We start from the raw sequence: 20069 nt of genomic DNA, 5'->3' as shown, positions 1-20069 counted from the left end.
AATTGACCTTAAAAAGTCTCCTTTTTAGTGAATTTTAAAAGATCATATATGAGTGAAATACAAAAGCCTCACCATGAAAATGATGAGGCTTTTTAAATTTAATTTAGTTTTTATTAGTTAGTACCTAGATAGATATAACCATTGAATGGTTCTAAGATTGTACCACTGTTTTTATCTGTAGCTGTAATAATGTAATAGTAGGTACCTGTAGGTAACATTCCAGATTGCCCGAAAGAACCATCAGGAGATTCACCGCCCCAGTCGTTTTGGTAATCTTTAACCTCGGCAATTTTAGTTCCCCAACGGTTAAATATCATTACATCAAAACTAAAGGCACAATACTCCACTCCTGTAATTTCAAAGAAATCGTTAACACCATCACCATTTGCTGTAACCGCCTTAGAGATAATAATATCACCTTTTCCGCATGGTACACATTCCGTATCTACTATAACCGTAAAGTCAACATAGTATTTACATGTACCTTCGGTAGAGCTGTAAGCAATTTTATACTCGCCAGGTTCATGGTTCATTGGGTCAAATATGTTTTCCTCTAAAACCACATCACCTTCAAGAATCATAAATGTACCGTTGCTGTCAAAATCTGCCGGTAAGTAATTCAATAAATCAATTGGTTCCTCTTCAATACAAACGTTGATTGTAATTTCTTGCAATTGAGGCTGAAGAACAAAAATGATTTGTTCAAAAGAAGCAGTGTTGCCACAAGAATCTGTAACGTTCCAAGTTCTTATGATCATATAATCATCAGAATCATCAGCTTGTTGCGTTTCTTCGTTATAAATCACATCAAAGTCACCACAGCCACCTGTAAAGCTCATTTCTGGCGCTTCAGGAATATCATCACCACAAATTATGGTTATTTCTTCTTCATAAGGTTGACTCATGATAGGACCTGTTGGTTCTACGGTAATTACCTGAGTATGTTCTGTAGAATTGCCTGCGCAATCCGTAGCCGTCCATGTTCTGGTAACCGTATACCCTAAAGCACAGTTTTCGTCATTTGTAATCGTTTCTTCAAAAACAACATCAATATTAGGCTCACAAGAGTCTGTAGCGGTAAGTGTAGATGCATCTGGCACCATATTACACTCAACCGTCATATCTTGTGGAAGCGCTTCATTAAATGTTGGTGCAACCGTATCTTCGATTATAATTACCTGTGTATGTGTACGCACATTACCGACACAATCCGTAATGGCCCATGTTCTAGTAATAATATACTCTGTAGCACATTCATCATCTTGACCTTCAACTAACTCAGTGTAATCTACCGTGATAGCGCAATCGCTATCAGAAGTAATTAAAAAAGCATCAGGTATTTCATCACAAGCCTCAATAGTAATATCTGTTGGCCAGCCCTCGTCACCGTCATTATCGATTATGGTAACGGTAGCGATATTGTCAGATAAAATACCTACGATAGGACTTGAAATGTTCTCAAGAATTACATTGAACGTTTCTGGGTCTTCGATAAGAATATCATCTATTATAGGAATTACTATTGGCTGCATGTTAGGATTGGTACCACCAAATGTTAACGTCTGGGAATTACGAGGAACACCCGTGTAATCACTAGCTTCTGTAGCAGAACCGTCTACTGTATAGAATTCTACCGTAAATTCATCTTGCACATCTGCGTTAAGCACCACATTTAAGGTAACCGTACCAGCATCTTCATTTACCGTAACAGAAGCAGTATCAAATTGAACACCGTATAAAGATGGGTCAGCATCATTATCTATAATATTAACGGTCGTTGTATCATTTGAAAGAATACCTACGATAGGAGAGGAGATATCTTCCAGTACAATATTAAAGTTTTCTGTAAATTCAATTAGAGTATCATCAATAATAGGAATTACAATAGTCTGTGTATTGCTATTTGTACCGCCAAATGTTAATGTCTGCGTATCTTGAGGAACACCGGTGTAATCACTACCATCTGTAGTAGTTACGTCTACAGTATAATATTCTACCGTAAACTCATCTTGCACATCTGCATTAAGCACAACATCAATAGAAACGGTACCCGCATCTTCGTTTACATCAATTGAAGTAACATCGAACTCTACACCATATAAAGTTGGGTCAGCATCGTCGTCTGTTATAGTACCTATAGCAGTATCATCGATCATATTCAATAATGGATGCGATATAGCGCCTAACGTAATGGTTAGGTCTTCGCTAAATTCTATAAGCGCATCATTTACTATGGTAACAGCTACATTCTGTATATCTGAATCAGTTGTACCTGCAGGGAATGTTACATTACCAGAGGCAATAACAACAGAATAATCATCAGGAGAAATTGCCGTACCATCTGTTACGTTAAAGTCTACTGTAAATTCTTCTTGTATTGTTGGTCCTGTATAGGAAACTTCAAAATTAGCCGTTCCGCTTGTGATATCTTCGGCTACCGTAAAATCAGCAACAGAAATACCTTCACTTGCGTCTGGCAAGTCGTTATCCGTAATAGTACCAACGGCGTTATCATCAATCATATTTACCAATGGATGAGATATTGTACCCAACGTAATATTTAAATCTTCGCTGAATTCCAATACAAGGTCATTTATAATGGTCACCTCTACAACTTGCGTATCATTATTTGTTGTACCCGCAGGGAATGTTACATTACCAGAAGCAATAACAACTGTGTAATCGTCAGGAGAAATAGCGGAACCGTCCGTTACCGTAAAGTCTACGGTAAATTCATCCTGTATGGTTAATCCCGTGTATGTGATTACAAAATCTACAGCACCACTAGCGATATCTTCGGTAACCGTAAAGTCGGCCACGGAAATACCTTCACTAGCGTCAGAAGCATCATCATTTATAATTACTCCCGTAGCAGTATTGGTGGTGTCACCATCTACAAAACCTGTAACAAAGCCATTATCAGTAGTAATATTAGAAAGTACCACTGTGAAGTCTTCATCGGCTTCAATGATTGTTTCTTCGGTAACCTCAATAGTTATTGTCTGAGAACTTACGGTATCAGTAAAATCTAATGTACCATTTACCGGAGTAAAGTCTGCTAAATCTGCAGAGCCTATATTGGTGGTATATTCTACCGTTACCGTTTCACCTGCAGGAATAACGCCTGTATAGGTTACCTCAAAAGTAATTTCAGTAGCATCTGCAGCAATATCCCCTTCCTGTTCAGAAACTGTAAGTTGTGTAAATGAAATACCATCACCTGGTAAAGCATTATCATCGTTAAGAATGATTCCTGCCGCAGTGTTCGTAGTGTTTCCATCAACAAAACCTGTAACAAAACCATTGTCCGTAGTCAGGTTTGAAAGTACAACGGTAAAGTTCTCATCAGCTTCAATAACGGTTTCTTCAGTGATATCAACCGTTATAGTCTGTGATTTTACGTCCTCTGTAAAAGTAACCGTACCATTTACCGGAGTAAAGTCAGCATTATCTGCAGAACCTAAGTTGGTGGTATATTCTACTGTTACGGTTTCACCTGCAGGTATAGTACCTGTATATGTTACCTCAAAAGTAATTTCAGTAGCGTCAGCAGTAGTATCACCTTCCAGTTCAGAAACAGTAAGCTGGGTGAAAGAAACTCCATCGCCTGGCTGGGCATTATCATCGTTAATAATTACACCAGTTGCAGTATTTGTAGGATTGCCATCTACGAAACCGGTAACAAATCCATTATCTGTGGTAATGTTAGAAAGTAACACTGTAAAGTCTTCGTCAGCTTCTATATTGGTATCTTCGGTAACCTCAATTGTAATTGTCTGAGAGTTTACAGTATCTGTAAAGTCTACCGTGCCATTTATAGGTGTAAAGTCCGCAGCATCAGCAGTGCCTACATTGGTCGTATATTCAACCGTTACGGTTTCCCCTGCAGGTATAGCTCCTGTATAGGTTACTTCAAAATTGATTTCAGTAGCATCGGCAGCTGTATTACCTTCTAATTCGGAAACATCAACTTGTGTAAACGAAACCCCATCGCCCGGTAGTGCATTATCATCATTTAGAATGATACCTGTAGCTGTATTTGAAGTATCTCCGTCAACAAATCCAGTAACAAATCCGTTAGCGGTAGTTAGGTTAGAAAGAACCACAGAGAAATCTTCATCAGCTTCAATAACGGTGTCTTCAGTCACCTCAATAGTAATGGTATGACTATTAACACTATTTGTAAAGTCTATTGTTCCATTGACCGGTGTATAGTCTGTGATATCTGCAGAACCAACATTGGTAGTATATTCAACCGTTACGGTCTCTCCTGCAGGTATCACCCCTGTATACGTTACTTCAAATACTATTTCGGTTGCATCTATATTCGTATCTCCCTCAAGTTCAGAAACTGTAAGTTGTGTAAATGCTACCCCGTCTCCAGGTTGCGCATTGTCATCATTAAGGATAACACCCGTAGCAAAACCATCTACAATATTTATTAGTGTTGTTGATATGCTAGTTAAAGTGATGGTTAAATCTTCATTGGGCTCAATGATATTATCATTTATGATGGTCACCTGAACCTCTTGTGTAGCTGTGGTTGATGTACCTGCTGGGAATATTACGTTCCCTGAAGCCACAACAACAGTATAGTCGTCCCCTTCAATAGCCGTACCCTCTGTTACGGTAAAGTCTACCGTAAATTCATCTTGTACAGTAGGACCTGTATAAGTAATTACAAAATCTGTAGTTCCACCTGCAACATTTTCCAATACGCTGAAATCTGCAACAGCAATACCCTCACCGGCATTTGGAGCATCGTCATCGTTAATAATACCATTAGCCGTTGCGTTATTAATTGGGACAAGCGGATTGGTGGTACTATTAAGTGTAACCATATATGCTTCTTGTGGCTCTAGTATATCATCGTTTAAGATGGTTACTGCTATCTGTTTTACTTCATTATCGTTTCCGTCAAAAGAAATAGTTCCATTTGTTATGGCAGTGAAATCTGACGCGGTTGCACTATCAAAAGCAGTAGAGAAATCCACATCAAAACCAGCGGCGAAATCACCACTTAGGGTTACGTCAAAAATTGCTGTAACTCCAGGTCCTTCTGTAACTATTACATCTGTCTGAACTATAGATATACCTGTAGTTCCTGGGATGTTATCATTATCTGTAATACTGATTGTACCTTGGTCGTCATTAATATTTACCAGACTGTTAGAGAAGTTGGAAAGATCTACAAATAAACTTTCTAAGTTTTCTATGACGTCGTCATCTTCTATTGGAACTGTGATTGGCAGTATTTCCGTATCGCTAGTTCCGGTAAAGTTTAAGGTTCCGGATGTTGTTTGGTAATCGCCAGGTTCTATTGCAGAGTCGTTATTAGTAGTGTAATCCAAGCTTATTCCTCCTTGCACTTTTCCTGTTAGCATCACATTTATAGTTGCCGTACCATCTGCTTCACTAACAATAATATCATCATTCTGGAATGAAATACCATTACCGGCTAAGTTATCATTATCATTAATGGTACCTGTAGCAGTGTTTGTGGATTGTTGATCTACAAAGCCAACTCCAATATTTGATTGTACATTGGAAAGTGTTAGGTCAAAAACTTCTGTATTCTCTATAAAGGTGTCATCTATTATAGGTACATCAATATCAATTGAGCTTGTGTTTTCATCAAAGCTTAATGTACCTACAGTTTCGGTATAGTCATTAGGATTATCCGCAGAATCATCTGCAGTAGCATAATCAACAGTTACGGTTTCACCTGGTGCAATAGTACCGGTGAAGGTAACAGTGAATCTGGCAAAGGTATCTGTGCCTTCTGTAACTATGACGTTATTATCAGCAAAAGAGACACCTGTGCCGGCAATATTATCATTGTCATTAATTGTACCAGTAGCTGTGTTTGTTGGTTGCTCATCCAAGAAGCCAACATTAATATTAGATTGTATATTAGACAAGGTAATGGTGAAATCTTCTGATGGTTCAATAATAGTATCATCTAAAATTGGAACATCTATGTTCACGGAATTTGTTGTACTGTTAAATGAAACCGTACCTGTAGAAGATATATAATCACCTGGTGCTATGGCAGAATCATTATCTGTATTATAGTCCACGGTAACTGTTTGTCCTGGTGCAATATTACCTGTGAATGTTGCCGTAAATCTGGCGAATGTATCTGTGCCTTCAGTAACGATAACTACGTCATTGGCAAAAGAAACACCTGTGCTGCCAGGTACATTATCATTATCCGTAATTTGAACAATACCCTCATTGTCATTAATGGTAGGAGTGTTTGTACCGCTGGTAAGTTGTACAAAGAATTGCTCTGTAGTTTCTATAATATTATCATCATTGATGGTAATGGTTACTTCTCTTGTCTCATTATTAGTACCGGCGAACGAAACTGAGTTGCTAATTGAAACGTAGTCATCTGTTTGTAGGGCAGAATCATCTGCGGTAGCGTAATTTAAGGTGAAGCCTCCAGAAACCGTACCGGTATGTACTATTTCTAGAACTGCGGTTCCATTATCTTCATTAACCGTAACATCATTAATACTTATACCAATAGGGTTACCGCTCTCACTTACAAAAATGTTTTGCGTGTGACTTGTGGTGTTACCTGCACAATCATTAGTAGTCCATGTTCTAATAATTGTATAATCAGTACTTGTATTATCACCATCATAAGTTTCAGAAAAAGTAACCGTAGAATTAGAATCACAGTTGTCATTAGCAGAAAGTACAGGTGCTACAGGAATATTATCATGAGCAGCGTAAGAATCTTGTGGTAACGACTCGTTAAAAGTTGGAGCTTCATCATCTTCTATGGTTATAACCTGGGTGTATGTATCACTTACTCTACCACAAGCGTCTGTAAACGTCCATGTGTTGGTGTATGTACCTTCTGTAGGACATGCGCCAGATTGTACAAAGTTACCAGCTGTTTTATGTAAAGTGAAATCACAGGAAGCAGTTGCCGGTACCAATGAATTGGCATTGTTCAAAGCGGCAATGTCGTCACAGTCAATAGTTCTGTCCAAGGCATTTGGTGCAGTAGACCAGTTTACTTGTGCAGGTTGCTCAACATCTATAATGGTAGGTGTGTGCGTACCAATACCACAAGAATCTGTAGAAGAAGAACTATTGGTGGTAATTGGGTCGCCATTAATAACACCACTGTATGTGGCAGTAGCTTGTAATTCAAAACTCGCCGTACATGCAGTTTCTAGGAAATAGCAAGCTTCAATTATTTCTATATTAAAATCAAGGTCATAGTTGTCGCCCATATCGGTTAAACCGTTCTGAGCTGTAAATGTCAATGTTTTAGTTACAGGATCATAAGAATGTGTAATTCCTGTTGGTAAGGTACCTACACTAGAGAAATTAGCCTCAGCCGGTAAAATCGTGATGATTTCAAGATCTTGAATGTCATCATTACCAATATTTGTAACGTTTAAAGTTAATGGCACAATATCACCTGCGTTTGATGGACCAGTGGTATTTGCAGTTAAACTCAAAGCACCTAAACTTGGCTTATATACATCAACACTTAGTCCCATTAAATACAGACCGTATGATTCTTGATCGGTAGTAATTTTAAAACGGGCAAAAGTTTGATCGTTGTCAATATATCTGTTGGATGTATTCGCCAATGGAAATACGGTAGCATCATAACCTAAGGTATTGGTACTTGCGGCATTTCTATCCGTATAATCGAATCCGTCAATAGTAATACGGCTATTAAAGAAGTTATCTTCATCTCTTAGCGTAGTAGATAGTTTAGACCAGTTATTAGTAGTGTCAAAAATTAATAGTTGGTCACCGGTAAGGTCACGGTCCCCTTCTAGAGCACCTAGCATTACATTAGCATTAATAGTGCCGTTAGGGATAGTTTCAAAACCACTAAAGTTAAATTCGGTTTCACCGGCTCCATCAGAGGCAAATGTGTGTACATAACCGTCATATAGCGTAATATTCTTTGGATCTAAGGAAACATTTTCATAGACAAATACTATTTGCCATCCACCTGATGTACCTGTAATGTTAGCTATACCGTGAGAACGTAAATCCATTTCAGTAGCCTTTACATTACCAACTTGGTAAGAACCAAAAGGAGTAGAAAGTGCATTTATATCATCGGTAATATCTTTAACACATACATATGGGTCATTTTGGAAATGATCATCACGACCTCTATAGATTACCTCGTCCGCAGAAATAGTTGAATAAGAAGATTGTCCAGGTAACATTAATTTTACTTGGTCATAGTTCCAAGAAGGTTCAGTTGCACCACCACCAGTAGTACCATCATATTCTTTATCTGCGGCAGCCCAGTATAAGTAAGCCTTCTTAATATTTAAACAACTTAAGCTAGGCTCTGGGTTGGCTAAATTTGCACTTGTGGAATTAAAAGTGGTTGGGTCAGAATCTATATCGACAAATACATTATCATTAAAATCATGGTTACCAGCTTCTCCGTTATAGTTTCCGGTAGAATTTCTTGATAAGACATTATTGGCGATCATGGTAAAATCTCCATTAATACTACCAGAATAACGTATTTCAAAATCCTTTTTAAGATTGGTATCGTTTACGAATATATTAACAACGGCTTCATCTTCAGATCCATTGGAATCTACTATTTTATATCTGAAAGAATCGTTACCATTAAATGACGCACTAGGTTGATATTCAAAATAGTCATCTGTAGCATCACTAGGTGTACCGTTATTCATAAGGGTGACAGTACCGTTTATAGGGCTGTTCACTATTTGTAATGCATTGGCAGTTGCGGGTCCGTCAAAGCCATAATCATCATTGTCCAATACCGTTATATTGGCAGAACTTTGGTTCTGGAATACAACAAAAGAATCATCTACGGCAGTTGGTAAATGGTCAATATCTATAATTGTACCAATAGCAGTTGGGGTAGTTGCTGTAATTATATTAGGTGAAATTGAGGTTATGGTAAGTCTTAAAGTTTCATCTCCCTCAATTATTGCATCTTGAATTATAGTTACAGGAACTTGTATAGTTTCTGTTGCCGCGCCAGAAAAATTAAGTGTACCGGTTAAGGTTGCCGAATAATCACTGCCAGCTGTAGTGGTATTATCGGTTATTTCGTAAGTGGCAGTAAAACCACCATTTACTGGGTCACCTGTATAGGTAATATCAAAATAGGTAGTAGCGTTAATTTCATCTTCAGAAAAACCGGTTACTTCAATTGTACCCGTATCATCATTTGTAATAGTACCTATGGCTTCAGCATTAGTAATACTTATTTTTGAGGATACTGATGGGTCAGCGTCATTATGCGGATTAGAAATAACAATTCGCAAATTTTCATTATTTTCAATGAAATCATCACCTACTACATTAATTTGAACAGAACGTACCTCGGTATCAACACCGCTAAAACTTAATTCTCCTGTAGTAAAAGGGGCCGTGTTCAATGTATAATCATCGGTAACAGTAGTAGAAATATCAATTATGGCGTACTCTAAGTCAAAACCACCGTTTAATCTATCGCCCGAATAGGTTACATCGAAATTGATGCCGTTTGTTTGTTCAATAATACTAAAACCGGTTACTGAAACAGCACCGCCATCATCATCGGTAATAACCCCTCTAGCTTGGTTGTTTAATAAGTTAATACCAACATTAGAACGAATGTCAACTAAGTTTACAAAGAAATCTTCCTCATCTTCAATTACGTCATCACTAATGATTGGAACAATAATATCCTGCGTTTTTATAGCATTGGTGAAAATTAAAGTTTCTATAGTAGCATTAGGGTTGAAATCTGTCGCGTTATTAGCGGTACCATTGTTTACAAAGTAATCAACTTCCACAGTTTCGTCAGTATCAATATCGCCAGTGAATTCTACAACGAAAGTTGCATTTACATTGTCTGCAGGGTCTCCTTCAACAACGGTAATCGTAGCATTTTGAAAATCTATACCGCTTGTAGCAGTATTATCATTATCGGTTATTGCACCCGTACCTGTTGGTTCTACAATATTGATTAAAGCCGTGGATAAGTTTGAAAGCTGAATGTTCAAATCTTCCGTAGCTTCAATAAAACTATCTTCTAAAATATCAACGGTTACAGATTGATTGTCACCATCTTTTGTATTTGCGGGAAAAGTTAATTGTCCGTTTAATAATGTAGATGGCGTTGTGGTATAGTCCTTACCTTCAGAAGCTGTACCGTCTGTAATGGCATAATCTACTGTAAATTCATCCTGAACATCTGCACCTTCATAAGTTACGGTAAATGTGGTAGTACCTACATTTTCGTTAACACTGAAATTTGATACACTTAAACCTGTTGAGGTAGTTTTAATATCATTGTCAACAATAGTTGCAATAGCAGTCCCATCTACTAAATTTATAAGAGTTGTAGAAAGGTTGGATAATTCAATATTAAGGGTTTCATCATCCTCTATAATGGTATCGTCTTCTACTATAAAACTCACGTCAATAACTTGTCCGTTTGTTGTACCTGCAGGAAACGTAATGTTACCGGTAAGTTGTAAGTTACCTCTATAATCATCTCCGCTTGTTGCTGTGCCATCTGTAATGGTATAATCTACTATAAAAGATTCTTGAACAGTTGCACCTTCATAGGTAATTGCAAAATTGGCAGTACCTACGTTTTCATCCACATTTATATCTGCAACGGATAAACCTGTAGCTGGCGTCTTTAAATCTTGATCTGTAATAGTGCTGACCGCATCTGGATCAACCAAATTTATTAATGGGGTAGATGAATTTGATAATTGAATAGTTAAGTTTTCATCACCTTCAATAATATCGTCTGGTAAAAGAGTTATCGCTATATTTTGAGAATTACCTTCAATTGTTCCTGCAGGAAAGGCAACATTGCCTGTCATAGAAGAAACTGTGTAATCTAAATCTCTTATTGCGGAACCATTGGTTATGGTGTAATCTGCGTTAAAAGCATCTTTTACATTACCACCACTATAAGTAACTACAAAGTTAGCGGTACCAAGATCTTCGTTTATTGAAAAATCTGCAACCGATAAACCTGTTGAAGCATTAGTATCGTTGTCTTCTATAACTCCGGTGGCGTTACCGTTTACAATAGATAAATCTGTGTTTGAAATAGTGGTCAACGCTATGCTAAAACTTTCGTCACCTTCTACAATAGTATCATCTGTAATGGCAACGGTTAAGTTAACAATATCATTATTTTGCGTATTTGCCGGGAAAGTTATTTGACCGGTAGCAATATTAAAATCAGATCCAGTAGTTGCAGTATCATCTGTAATGGCATAATCTACTGTAAATTCATCCTGAACGGTAGGTCCCTCATAAGTTACGGCAAAGCTTGTGGTAGATATATCTTCTTCCACTGAAAAACCAGCAATTGAAATACCTTCACCGGCAGAAGGTGTATTTATATTTCTAATAGTTCCAATAGCGGTGTCCGTAATATCTCCTGCATTTGAAGATCCGTTGGTCATACCTAACGTAAAATTTTCATCCACTTCAATAGTGTTATCATCTAAAGCGGGTATAGCTATGCTTGTGTTTAGGGTATTGCTTGGTATTGAAAAACTGGGCAATGCCGTATAATCTGTATTTGTAGTAGAGTTATCCACGTACGTTAAATTAAAGCTTACTACTTCATTAACGGTATGAGAAAGACTAACGGCAAAAATAAGATCGTTACCTTCATCAACTGTAGCATCTGCAATGGTAACATTTGGTCTAATAAATAAATCTACAGCATTAGAATAGGTATATGGTGTACAAAGGTTTCCACTATCAAAAGCACTAAAACGATATTGATTTCCGCTTTCAGCCGTAGTAATATTGGTAAGGGTCAACGTTGTTGTGGTAGCACCAGAATAAACGCCGCCGTTAGATATAGGATTCCAAGTAGTTCCATTATCAGTACTAACATCCCATTGGTAAGTTAGTGCCGTACCGTTTACAGCTGTTGTATATGTAACGGTTTCACCTAAATTAGCTACTACATCAGTAGGTTGAGAGGAGATACTAACGTTTTGAAAAGCTGTTGTTACTTTACTATCGGTACCAGTATAACCACCTTGACCAATCACTCGACCAGTAGAAGCATCAACAGTACCATCAGCAACAGATAAAGGAGAAGTACCTAAATAATCATCGTCATCTGGGTCTGTATGGCCTGCTTCTACAGCATCTGGGCAACCGTCATTATCAGAATCGGAATCTAGGCTATCTATGATTGAATCGCCATCAGCATCTCCACTACCTTCGTTAACATCGGTAATACCATCATTATCATCATCTTCATCAACTAAGTCATTAACACCATCAAAATCAGTATCCAAGTCATCATCAGTAATTGTGATACGACCTTCACCAGCAACGAAAACGATATTCTGTGGCACATAATTGGTCATTGCATTAGCAGCTGGAGTATAAGAAGGAACTACGGTGAAAAACTCTGTAGGTTCAATAATTGCATCATTAACAATACTGAAATCTTCTATTAAATTCTGTCCATGAGATCCACTGAAGTTTAATGTTCCCGTAGTTATAACGTAATCTGAAGTTTGGGTAGCAGAATTATCTGATGTTGCAAAACCTATGTCAAAAGCATTCTGTACCTCACCATTTAAGGTAAATGTAATAGGGGTATTTGGAGCAGATTCTAAGACTGTTGCGTTACTCAAATTAACCGTAGCAATATCGTTATCATGAATACGTAATGCAGAACGTTCAGTATTGATACTTACCCTAGATGGGGAAGTGCCATATTTTGTAGCCTCTGCCGCATTTCTAGACTTAACTCCATTAAATTCTTCAGAAGGTTCAACTATAGTATTGTTAATTGTTGGTATAGGTATGACTATTTCAGTACCAGCGACAGATCCGGCAGGAAAAGTAACTGTAGTAGCAAAAGAATTAAAATCAGAACCATCTGTTGCCGGGCTTGTTGAGGTAGGGGCTGTTTCTGTAGTAAAATCAACATTATAGGCGTCTTCAATACCAACATATTGTTGTCCACCAGAATTTGTGCCGGTAGATAATCTTAAAACATACTGTATTTCATCACCCTCGGTAATATCGTAATTGCCGCCTGTAACATATGCTACATCGGTATCGATTACGGTACCGGTTGCGGTATCGTCTGAAAATGAATAAGTACCGGAAGGATCACTTAGGGTCAACGTAAATTCTTGTTGGGTATCTTCTACCCAGTCATCATTTAGAGCTTCAACTGTAAATGTTCTACTCGTACTTAATAAAAAGCTAAGGGTTACCGAAGTAGGTCCATTATAATCTGGAGCTATTGCAGTTCCAGGAGTATAAGCTATATCAAAAGTATAGTTACCGGTAAGTGGTGTACTAGAGGTAACAGTGAAAGTCATGTCAGATCCTTCGTCAGCACTTGCATCTGAAACTGAAAAAGTTTGTGCCATTACATTTGCAGACCCAATAAAGAACCACATGACAAATAAAAACAATGTCGATTTTATGAACGTTGAATTTTTCATTATAGGTTCTTTAGGTTATTTGAAAATGTATGATTTGAGAAAACAGAATAGTTTTTCTTCAATAAAATTGTAGAAGAACTATGGTGGAAATTCAGCATATTGTAAATACTAATACTAGAGCGGTCTGAGGAACGAACAAATTCATCTTTATTTGAAGTACAGAAAGCGTGATTGAAACAAGATGAATTATCTAATGTTTCATGTATTCCGGTAGTAGAAAGTACAGGAACTGATTCTCTGTAAAGGGTGATGATGTTGTTAGAAGTGTCAATTGACTTCATAATAATGGTTAAGTTTAATTCTTAATATTAATCCTTAACCTTATCAGAAATGATTGCAAGTAATATGCAAAAGATTACTGGCTAGCAGGTTAAGAAAAGTTTTTAGAACAGATTTGGGATCTAATTCTGATACAAAATTAGCACCTAACTGTTTAAAAACTAAATTTTATAGTCCACACGGTGTCATTCGTCGATGAACATACGTTGGCAAAATAACGTTGATACCTTATGAATATTTAATTCTTGTTGTGAAGCCCTCTTATTCTGTGGTAATTAGTTTGTAATCTGTTTCTTTCATTTATTATGTAATTTTGTTTTGTTTAAATATTTAGTAATTATAAAAGACTGAAAATCAATATTTTATAATTTATATTTCATTTAAAACAGTAAGAAGTTTAAACAAAAGTTATTTTTTACAATTCATGTATAATTGTTGTAGACTGTTAAAATTGTTGTTAAAGAAGTGATTGAAATCACTTAAAGTGGATAAATGTATTTCATCGATAAAATCAATGTATTCAACCTATTAGAGATAATCATAAGGTTGATAATGAAGATTGAAAAGTGTATTTGTTTTTATGATTTAAGACGAAACAAAAACACCTTTTCATTTAAATGAAAAGGTGTTTTCTTTATATAGGCGCTCTCGCGGAATGTTCTATTAATTTTCGCTTCAAAAGTATGAATTAGAACGTTTTACGATGTTAATTTTAGTTTAAATAACTATTAAAATGCATCGGGATTTTTAATTATTTCGGCAGCTCTTTCTTGAATTTCAGCTAGTTTGTTTCCGTCCATTTTATTTAAAAGAGCCATCATCATGTTCATACGTTGATTATCTTTAAAATGTTCCTTTTTATCAGATAGAAAATTCCAATATAACGAGTTGAAAGGACATGCTTTTTCACCAATTTTTTTGGTGTGGCTATAATGGCAACCACTGCAGTAATTACTCATTTTGTTTATATAATTAGCGCTACTAACATATGGTTTAGTAGCAACAATGCCGCCATCGGCAAACTGGCTCATACCTCTAGTATTGGTGATTTCTACCCATTCAATAGCATCTATGTAAACACCTAAATACCACTTATCAACTTCATCTGGGTCTATTTGGGTCAATAAAGAAAAATTACCGATAACCATAAGGCGCTGTATATGATGAGCATAAGAAACATCTAAACTTTGACCAATAGCCTTTTTTAAACAATTCATTTTTGTGTCACCTGTCCAGAAAAACTCAGGTAATTTATTGGTATTGTTTAATGTGTTCAGTTCTTTGTATTTGGGCATTTCTTTCCAATAAATACCCCTCATATACTCTCGCCATCCTAAAATTTGTCGTACAAAACCTTCAACTTGAGATATGTTTATATCGTTGGATTTATCGTAAAAATGGTCTAAGACAGTATTGATAACTTCATTTGGTGCTAATATCTTAGCATTCATTGCAAATGATAGGCGTGAGTGAAAAAGAAACTTCTCATCTGTATGCATGGCATCTTGGTAGTCACCAAAATGTGGTAGTAATTCATTACAGAAATAATCTAATGTATTCAAGCATTCTTCTCTTGATACCGGCCATGGAAATTCTGTGGAATCTATATTGCCAAATGTTTGAACATTTTTATCGTTCAACATTTGAACTATTTCATCTACATTTTTAGAAAACTCTTTTTCTTTAGGTATAGGTGTTTTGCCCTTCCATTTATTTCTGTTGCTCTGGTCATAGTTCCATTTACCGCCTTCAGGCTGGTCATTAGTTACCATAATACCATGTTTTTTTCGCATCATCCTATAAAAACTTTCCATGACCATTTGCTTTTTGCCGGTATAGAAATCTTTTAACTCATATCTGGTGGTGTAAAAATGTTCGGTATCAAAACTATCGGTAGCTATGGCTAGCGAACTGCAAATTTTTTGTAATTGTTGATCTAGTCTATATTCGTCTGGTAACTGATATTCAAATTTTTCAGCATTTGTTTCTTTGATAGTGTTTGAAATTATCTGTGCTAAATCTTGTGGATTGTTTTTATCGTCTAGTTTGTAATAGATAAATCGATGCCCTTTTTGAGAAAGGTCATTTTTAAAACTTCGCATAGCCAAAAAGAACGCGACCACTTTTTGAATATGGTGTTTAACATAATCGGTTTCTTGTCTCATTTCAGCTACTACATAGGTAATGTCGTCATTTACGTTTGAGAACCAAGAGTGATTTTGATTTAATTGATCACCTAATATTAAGCGTACTATTTTCATTATTTCGTGTCTTTTTGGAAGTTGTGATTAGAACAATGTTTCTTGTAACCACAACAGTTGATATTTACCGGAAGCATCATATCGTTCAGCTTGGCTTTTGATATTGAATTTTCGGTTTCTAGGGTCATTTCCTACACCGCTGTTGTACATCCAATTTCCCCAATTACTATGCACATCATAATCAATTAACATACTTTCAAAATAGGCTGCACCAATTCGCCAATCTTGTTCTAATTCTTTAGACCAAAAACTAGCTACGTTTTGTCGCCCTCTATTACTCATCCATCCGGTTTCTAATAGTTCTTTCATATTGGCATTTACGAAAGGTTCTTTAGTTAAACCATTGATCCAAGTATGTTTGGCTTTTTCGTTGGTTTTAGGATCGTAAGTATTATTTAATATACCATCCAACTTAAATATAGCATCGTGATGTTTAAGAGAAATATATTTAAAAAAATCTCTCCAAATCAATTCGAAAATTAACCAATAGGTATCTTGGTTTTTTACAATCTCTTTCTCGTAATTCTTTATTTCCCAGTAAATGGTTCTTGGAGATATACTACCGTTAGCCAGCCAAGAAGAAAGTTTTGAACTGTAATCCGTACCAATTAATCCGTTTCTGGTTTTCTTATAAAAACTCAGTTTTTTCGTTTCCCAAAAGTAGTTCTGTATTCGTTTCAACGCCTCTAATTCTCCGCCTTTGAAAGGGAATGCGGTATTTATATGGTTAGTATAATTGTCTAAACCTAAATCATTTAAAGTAGGGGTTTTGGTTTTAGTGTCAATTAAATTTTCACTAGGCATTTGATTAGGTAACGAGGTAATTGGTCTTACTTTGGAGTTTGCTTCGCACTTTTTTCTGAAGGTGGTAAAGACATTAGGAATTGAACTAAAATCATCATAAGGAATATCATCTGGGTGAAATAAAAATTGATCATATACTTCTTGAATATTTATATTGGGATCTAACCTCTTCTTTACATTGTTTAGTATAACCTGTTCATCTCTAGTCCATTCTTTTTGTAAGAAAATAGAATTGATGCAATGATTTCGAATTAAATCTGGTAAGTAATCTGCTGAATTACCGTGAAAAATAAATAATGGTATATTGATTTTTTCAAGTTCCTGTTTTAATTGCTGAACAGTCTCAATTAAAAATTTTGCCCTATACTTTTCAGTTCTTTTAAATCCGAATTCATCGGTTTCAAAAAATTTAGATTCAAAACAGTAAAAGCCAATAATATTAGACCCTTTCATTGCTTCAGTTAATGAAGAGTTGTCTTGCACCCGTAAGTCGTTTCTAAACCAAATTAGATTATTCATGAATTGTTGTTTTCAATTTATTTCGTCTACATTTTTCTCCGCAGTACTTTACATCGTCCCAATTGCGTTCCCACTTTTTACGCCATGAAAATGGTTTATTACACGTTGCGCAAATTTTTGTTTGCAGGTTTACTTTTTTATGAGCCACTATTATATAGGTTTACTGGGTTCATCTGGTTTTGCATATGCGAATCTTGCTAAAAGCTGAGGTAAGGCATAAGCATCCAATCCATTAATAGCGACAGTCTGCGCCTTATCTAATTGCAACCAACCGTCATTTTGTAAAATATCGTCTGGTAAATAGACATGCTCAATAGCACCGATTATCAGTAGGCAACCATTCTCTTTAATTTCATATTCGTTTACATAGCTGCACCCCAATTTTATAGCACTTTCTTTTACGTACGGAGCCTGAAAATTATCTAAATATGTTTCGGTTAATTTGGTTTTTGAAAACTCTGAAATATCTTCATCATAACTGGCCGCAGTATGATGCGCATCTTTTATGATAGATTCGTTTACCTGGTTTACTGTGAAGAATCCACTTTCTTTAAAGTTAGCATAGGTATTTCTTTTAACGGTTAAAGGTCTAAGAATAAACCCTAGCATAGGTGGTGTACTACCAATATGAACCACCGAATTGAAAATAGCCAAATTACTTATACCCGCTTCAGATTTAGAACCTAATAAGTTGGCAGATTTATAACCGGTACAACTATTGATTAAATGAGCTCTGTATCTACTAGGCATTTTGCCTAGTTCTTCTTTACCAAAATGTTTCAAATTGTATATTTTGTTTAACAAAAATAATTAAAAATTAAACAGATATGGACTCAATAAGGTAAATGATTTGCTTAGTTTATCTGTTTATACAAGAAATGAGGGCATAATTTCCTATTTTTAACATTGAATTAATGTTGGCTTAAAGCCATATACATGACGCAAGAAAAAAAGAATATTGCCATTATTGGCTCAGGCTTAGTAGGATCCTTGCTAGCCATTTACCTTAAGAGGTACGGACATCAAATTACCGTTTTTGATCGCAGACCAGATATTAGAAATGTTGAATTTTCTGGACGATCCATCAACCTTGCAATGAGTAATAGAGGTTGGAACGCGTTAAAGGCGGTTGGCATAGAAGAAGAGATTAAAGAAATAGCCATACCCTTAGATAAAAGGGCGATGCACGTCATTGGAAAAGAGCAGTATTTTCAAAAATATGGCAAAGACGGTGAGGCTATTTGGTCTATATCGCGTGGTGTGCTTAATAGACGCATGATTGATCTTGCCGAAAAGAACGGAGTAGAATTTCGTTTTGAGGAAAAGGTCTGGGATATTAATTTGCCCGAAGCAAAAGTTTATACGGGAGAAAGCGAAAAAGGGGAGTGGATAGAATACCCTTTTGATTTGGTATTTGGATGCGACGGTGCTTTTTCAAGAGTACGTCATAAAATGCAAAGGCGAAGTAGATTTGACTATTCGCAAGATTTTATTGACGTAGGATATAAAGAATTAACTATACCTGCAAATGCGGATGGTTCACATAAATTAGATAAGCACTCATTTCATATTTGGCCACGTGGTAAGTTTATGTTCATAGCAATGCCAAATTTAGATGGCAGTTTTACCTGTACTTTATTTATGCCATTTGAAGGTGATGTTTCTTTTGAAAGTCTGAAGACAAAAAAGGATGCGGTACATTTTTTCAATACGTACTTCCCTAACGTAATGGATGATATAGAAAATTTAACGGGAGACTTTTTTAAGAACCCTACCAGTGCCATGGTAACTATGAAGTGCTACCCATGGACCTATTGGGATAAAGTAGCTCTTGTGGGCGATTCTGCGCATGCTGTAGTGCCTTTTTATGGTCAAGGCATGAATGCTGGTTTTGAGGATATTTATGTCTTAGATCAGATTATACAGGAGTTAGGTGATGACTGGCAGCGTATTTTTGAAATCTATCAAGAAAGGCGCAAGCCAAACGCTGATGCTATTGCAGAGCTAAGCTATCGCAACTTTGTAGAAATGAGCAGTAAAACTGCAGATGTCAATTTCTTGTTACAAAAGAAAATTGAAAAACACTTTGCGGCAAAACATCCAGAGAAATGGATTCCTGCTTATAGTAGGGTTACATTTTCAAATAGACCTTATGCAGAAGCATTAGCAGAAGGAGATGCTCAGGAAGAGATTATGAAAAAAGTCATGAGCACAGCAGGAATAGCTGAAAAATGGGATAGTAAGGAGGTAGAAGAGCTAATGCTTAAGTCACTGGGGTAATTACTTATTGGACTTCATTTCACTTCTGCGCATGGGCATACTGTCAATTAAGTCAGTCAGCTGTTGTATTTTAAAAGGATAGGGGCTTTTGGCTTTAATGCCACCATCTTTTCCAATTAATATATAGCCATTATAGGATTTTGGTGGTGTGCTAGATTTTTTAATAGCTGTCGCTTTACCTTCCGTAGTATATAATACATTGTCTATATAGGTGAAAACAATAATATCTCTTTCATTAATTTTTGAAGCATTACTTTCAGTAGTTTCTAAGGCAGATTTTACTTCGGTAATATTACTCTCAGTTTCGTAAAGAATAACTATTCTATTTTTCCATTTGTAGTCCGATAAATCTTGAGCTTCTATATTAAGACTAGACATCATTATAAAAATTAAAAGGATTTTAAAAGATTTCATAGCCATGAATGTAAACAAAAAAAGCCATCTT

Annotated in this window: 8 protein-coding genes; 1 reads left to right on the top strand and 7 read right to left on the bottom strand. The window is 36.2% G+C overall.

The genetic code is table 11. The annotated features are described in order from the left end of the window. Window positions 1-113: 113 nt before the first annotated feature. From UH1x_RS03815 to UH1x_RS03790, 6 genes are all read right to left on the bottom strand, one after another. Window positions 114-13481: a Calx-beta domain-containing protein gene (locus UH1x_RS03815; protein ID WP_482625204.1), complete on the bottom strand. Its 13368-nt coding sequence runs from the start codon at window positions 13479-13481 to the stop codon at window positions 114-116. Further along, window positions 13481-13762 carry a hypothetical protein gene (locus UH1x_RS03810; RefSeq protein ID WP_482625203.1) on the bottom strand — a complete coding sequence of 94 codons (282 nt, stop codon included), beginning with the start codon at window positions 13760-13762 and terminating at the stop codon, window positions 13481-13483. The genes UH1x_RS03815 and UH1x_RS03810 overlap by 1 nt, the downstream gene beginning before the upstream one ends. A gap of 726 nt (window positions 13763-14488) precedes the next feature. Further along, the gene (locus UH1x_RS03805) at window positions 14489-16021 is read right to left on the bottom strand and encodes a cryptochrome/photolyase family protein (protein WP_482625201.1); all 1533 of its coding nucleotides are present in this window, start codon (window positions 16019-16021) and stop codon (window positions 14489-14491) included. Between the two features lie 27 nt (window positions 16022-16048). Then, on the bottom strand, window positions 16049-17344 hold the full coding sequence (locus UH1x_RS03800; RefSeq protein ID WP_482625200.1) for a DASH family cryptochrome: 1296 nt from the start codon (window positions 17342-17344) through the stop codon (window positions 16049-16051). After that, the gene (locus tag UH1x_RS03795) at window positions 17337-17492 is read right to left on the bottom strand and encodes a DUF2256 domain-containing protein (RefSeq protein WP_482625198.1); all 156 of its coding nucleotides are present in this window, start codon (window positions 17490-17492) and stop codon (window positions 17337-17339) included. Before UH1x_RS03795 ends, UH1x_RS03800 begins: the two co-directional genes overlap by 8 nt. 2 nt (window positions 17493-17494) lie before the next feature. Next, a complete protein-coding gene (locus UH1x_RS03790) occupies window positions 17495-18127 on the bottom strand; it encodes a flavin reductase family protein (RefSeq protein WP_482625196.1) in 633 nt (210 codons plus the stop codon). Window positions 18128-18280: 153 nt separating this feature from the next. On the opposite strand from UH1x_RS03790, the gene UH1x_RS03785 reads away from it, so the two are divergent. Further along, a complete protein-coding gene (locus UH1x_RS03785) occupies window positions 18281-19624 on the top strand; it encodes an FAD-dependent oxidoreductase (RefSeq protein ID WP_482625194.1) in 1344 nt (447 codons plus the stop codon). On the opposite strand, the gene UH1x_RS03780 is transcribed toward UH1x_RS03785, so the two are convergent. Beyond that, on the bottom strand, window positions 19625-20038 hold the full coding sequence (locus UH1x_RS03780) for a DUF4174 domain-containing protein (RefSeq protein WP_482625192.1): 414 nt from the start codon (window positions 20036-20038) through the stop codon (window positions 19625-19627). Window positions 20039-20069: the final 31 nt, after the last annotated feature.

This window comes from Maribacter sp. UH1 (assembly GCF_056839145.1).
The sequence above is the reverse complement of the archived record's forward strand: the minus strand, read 5'-3'. Positions and strand labels throughout refer to the sequence as shown.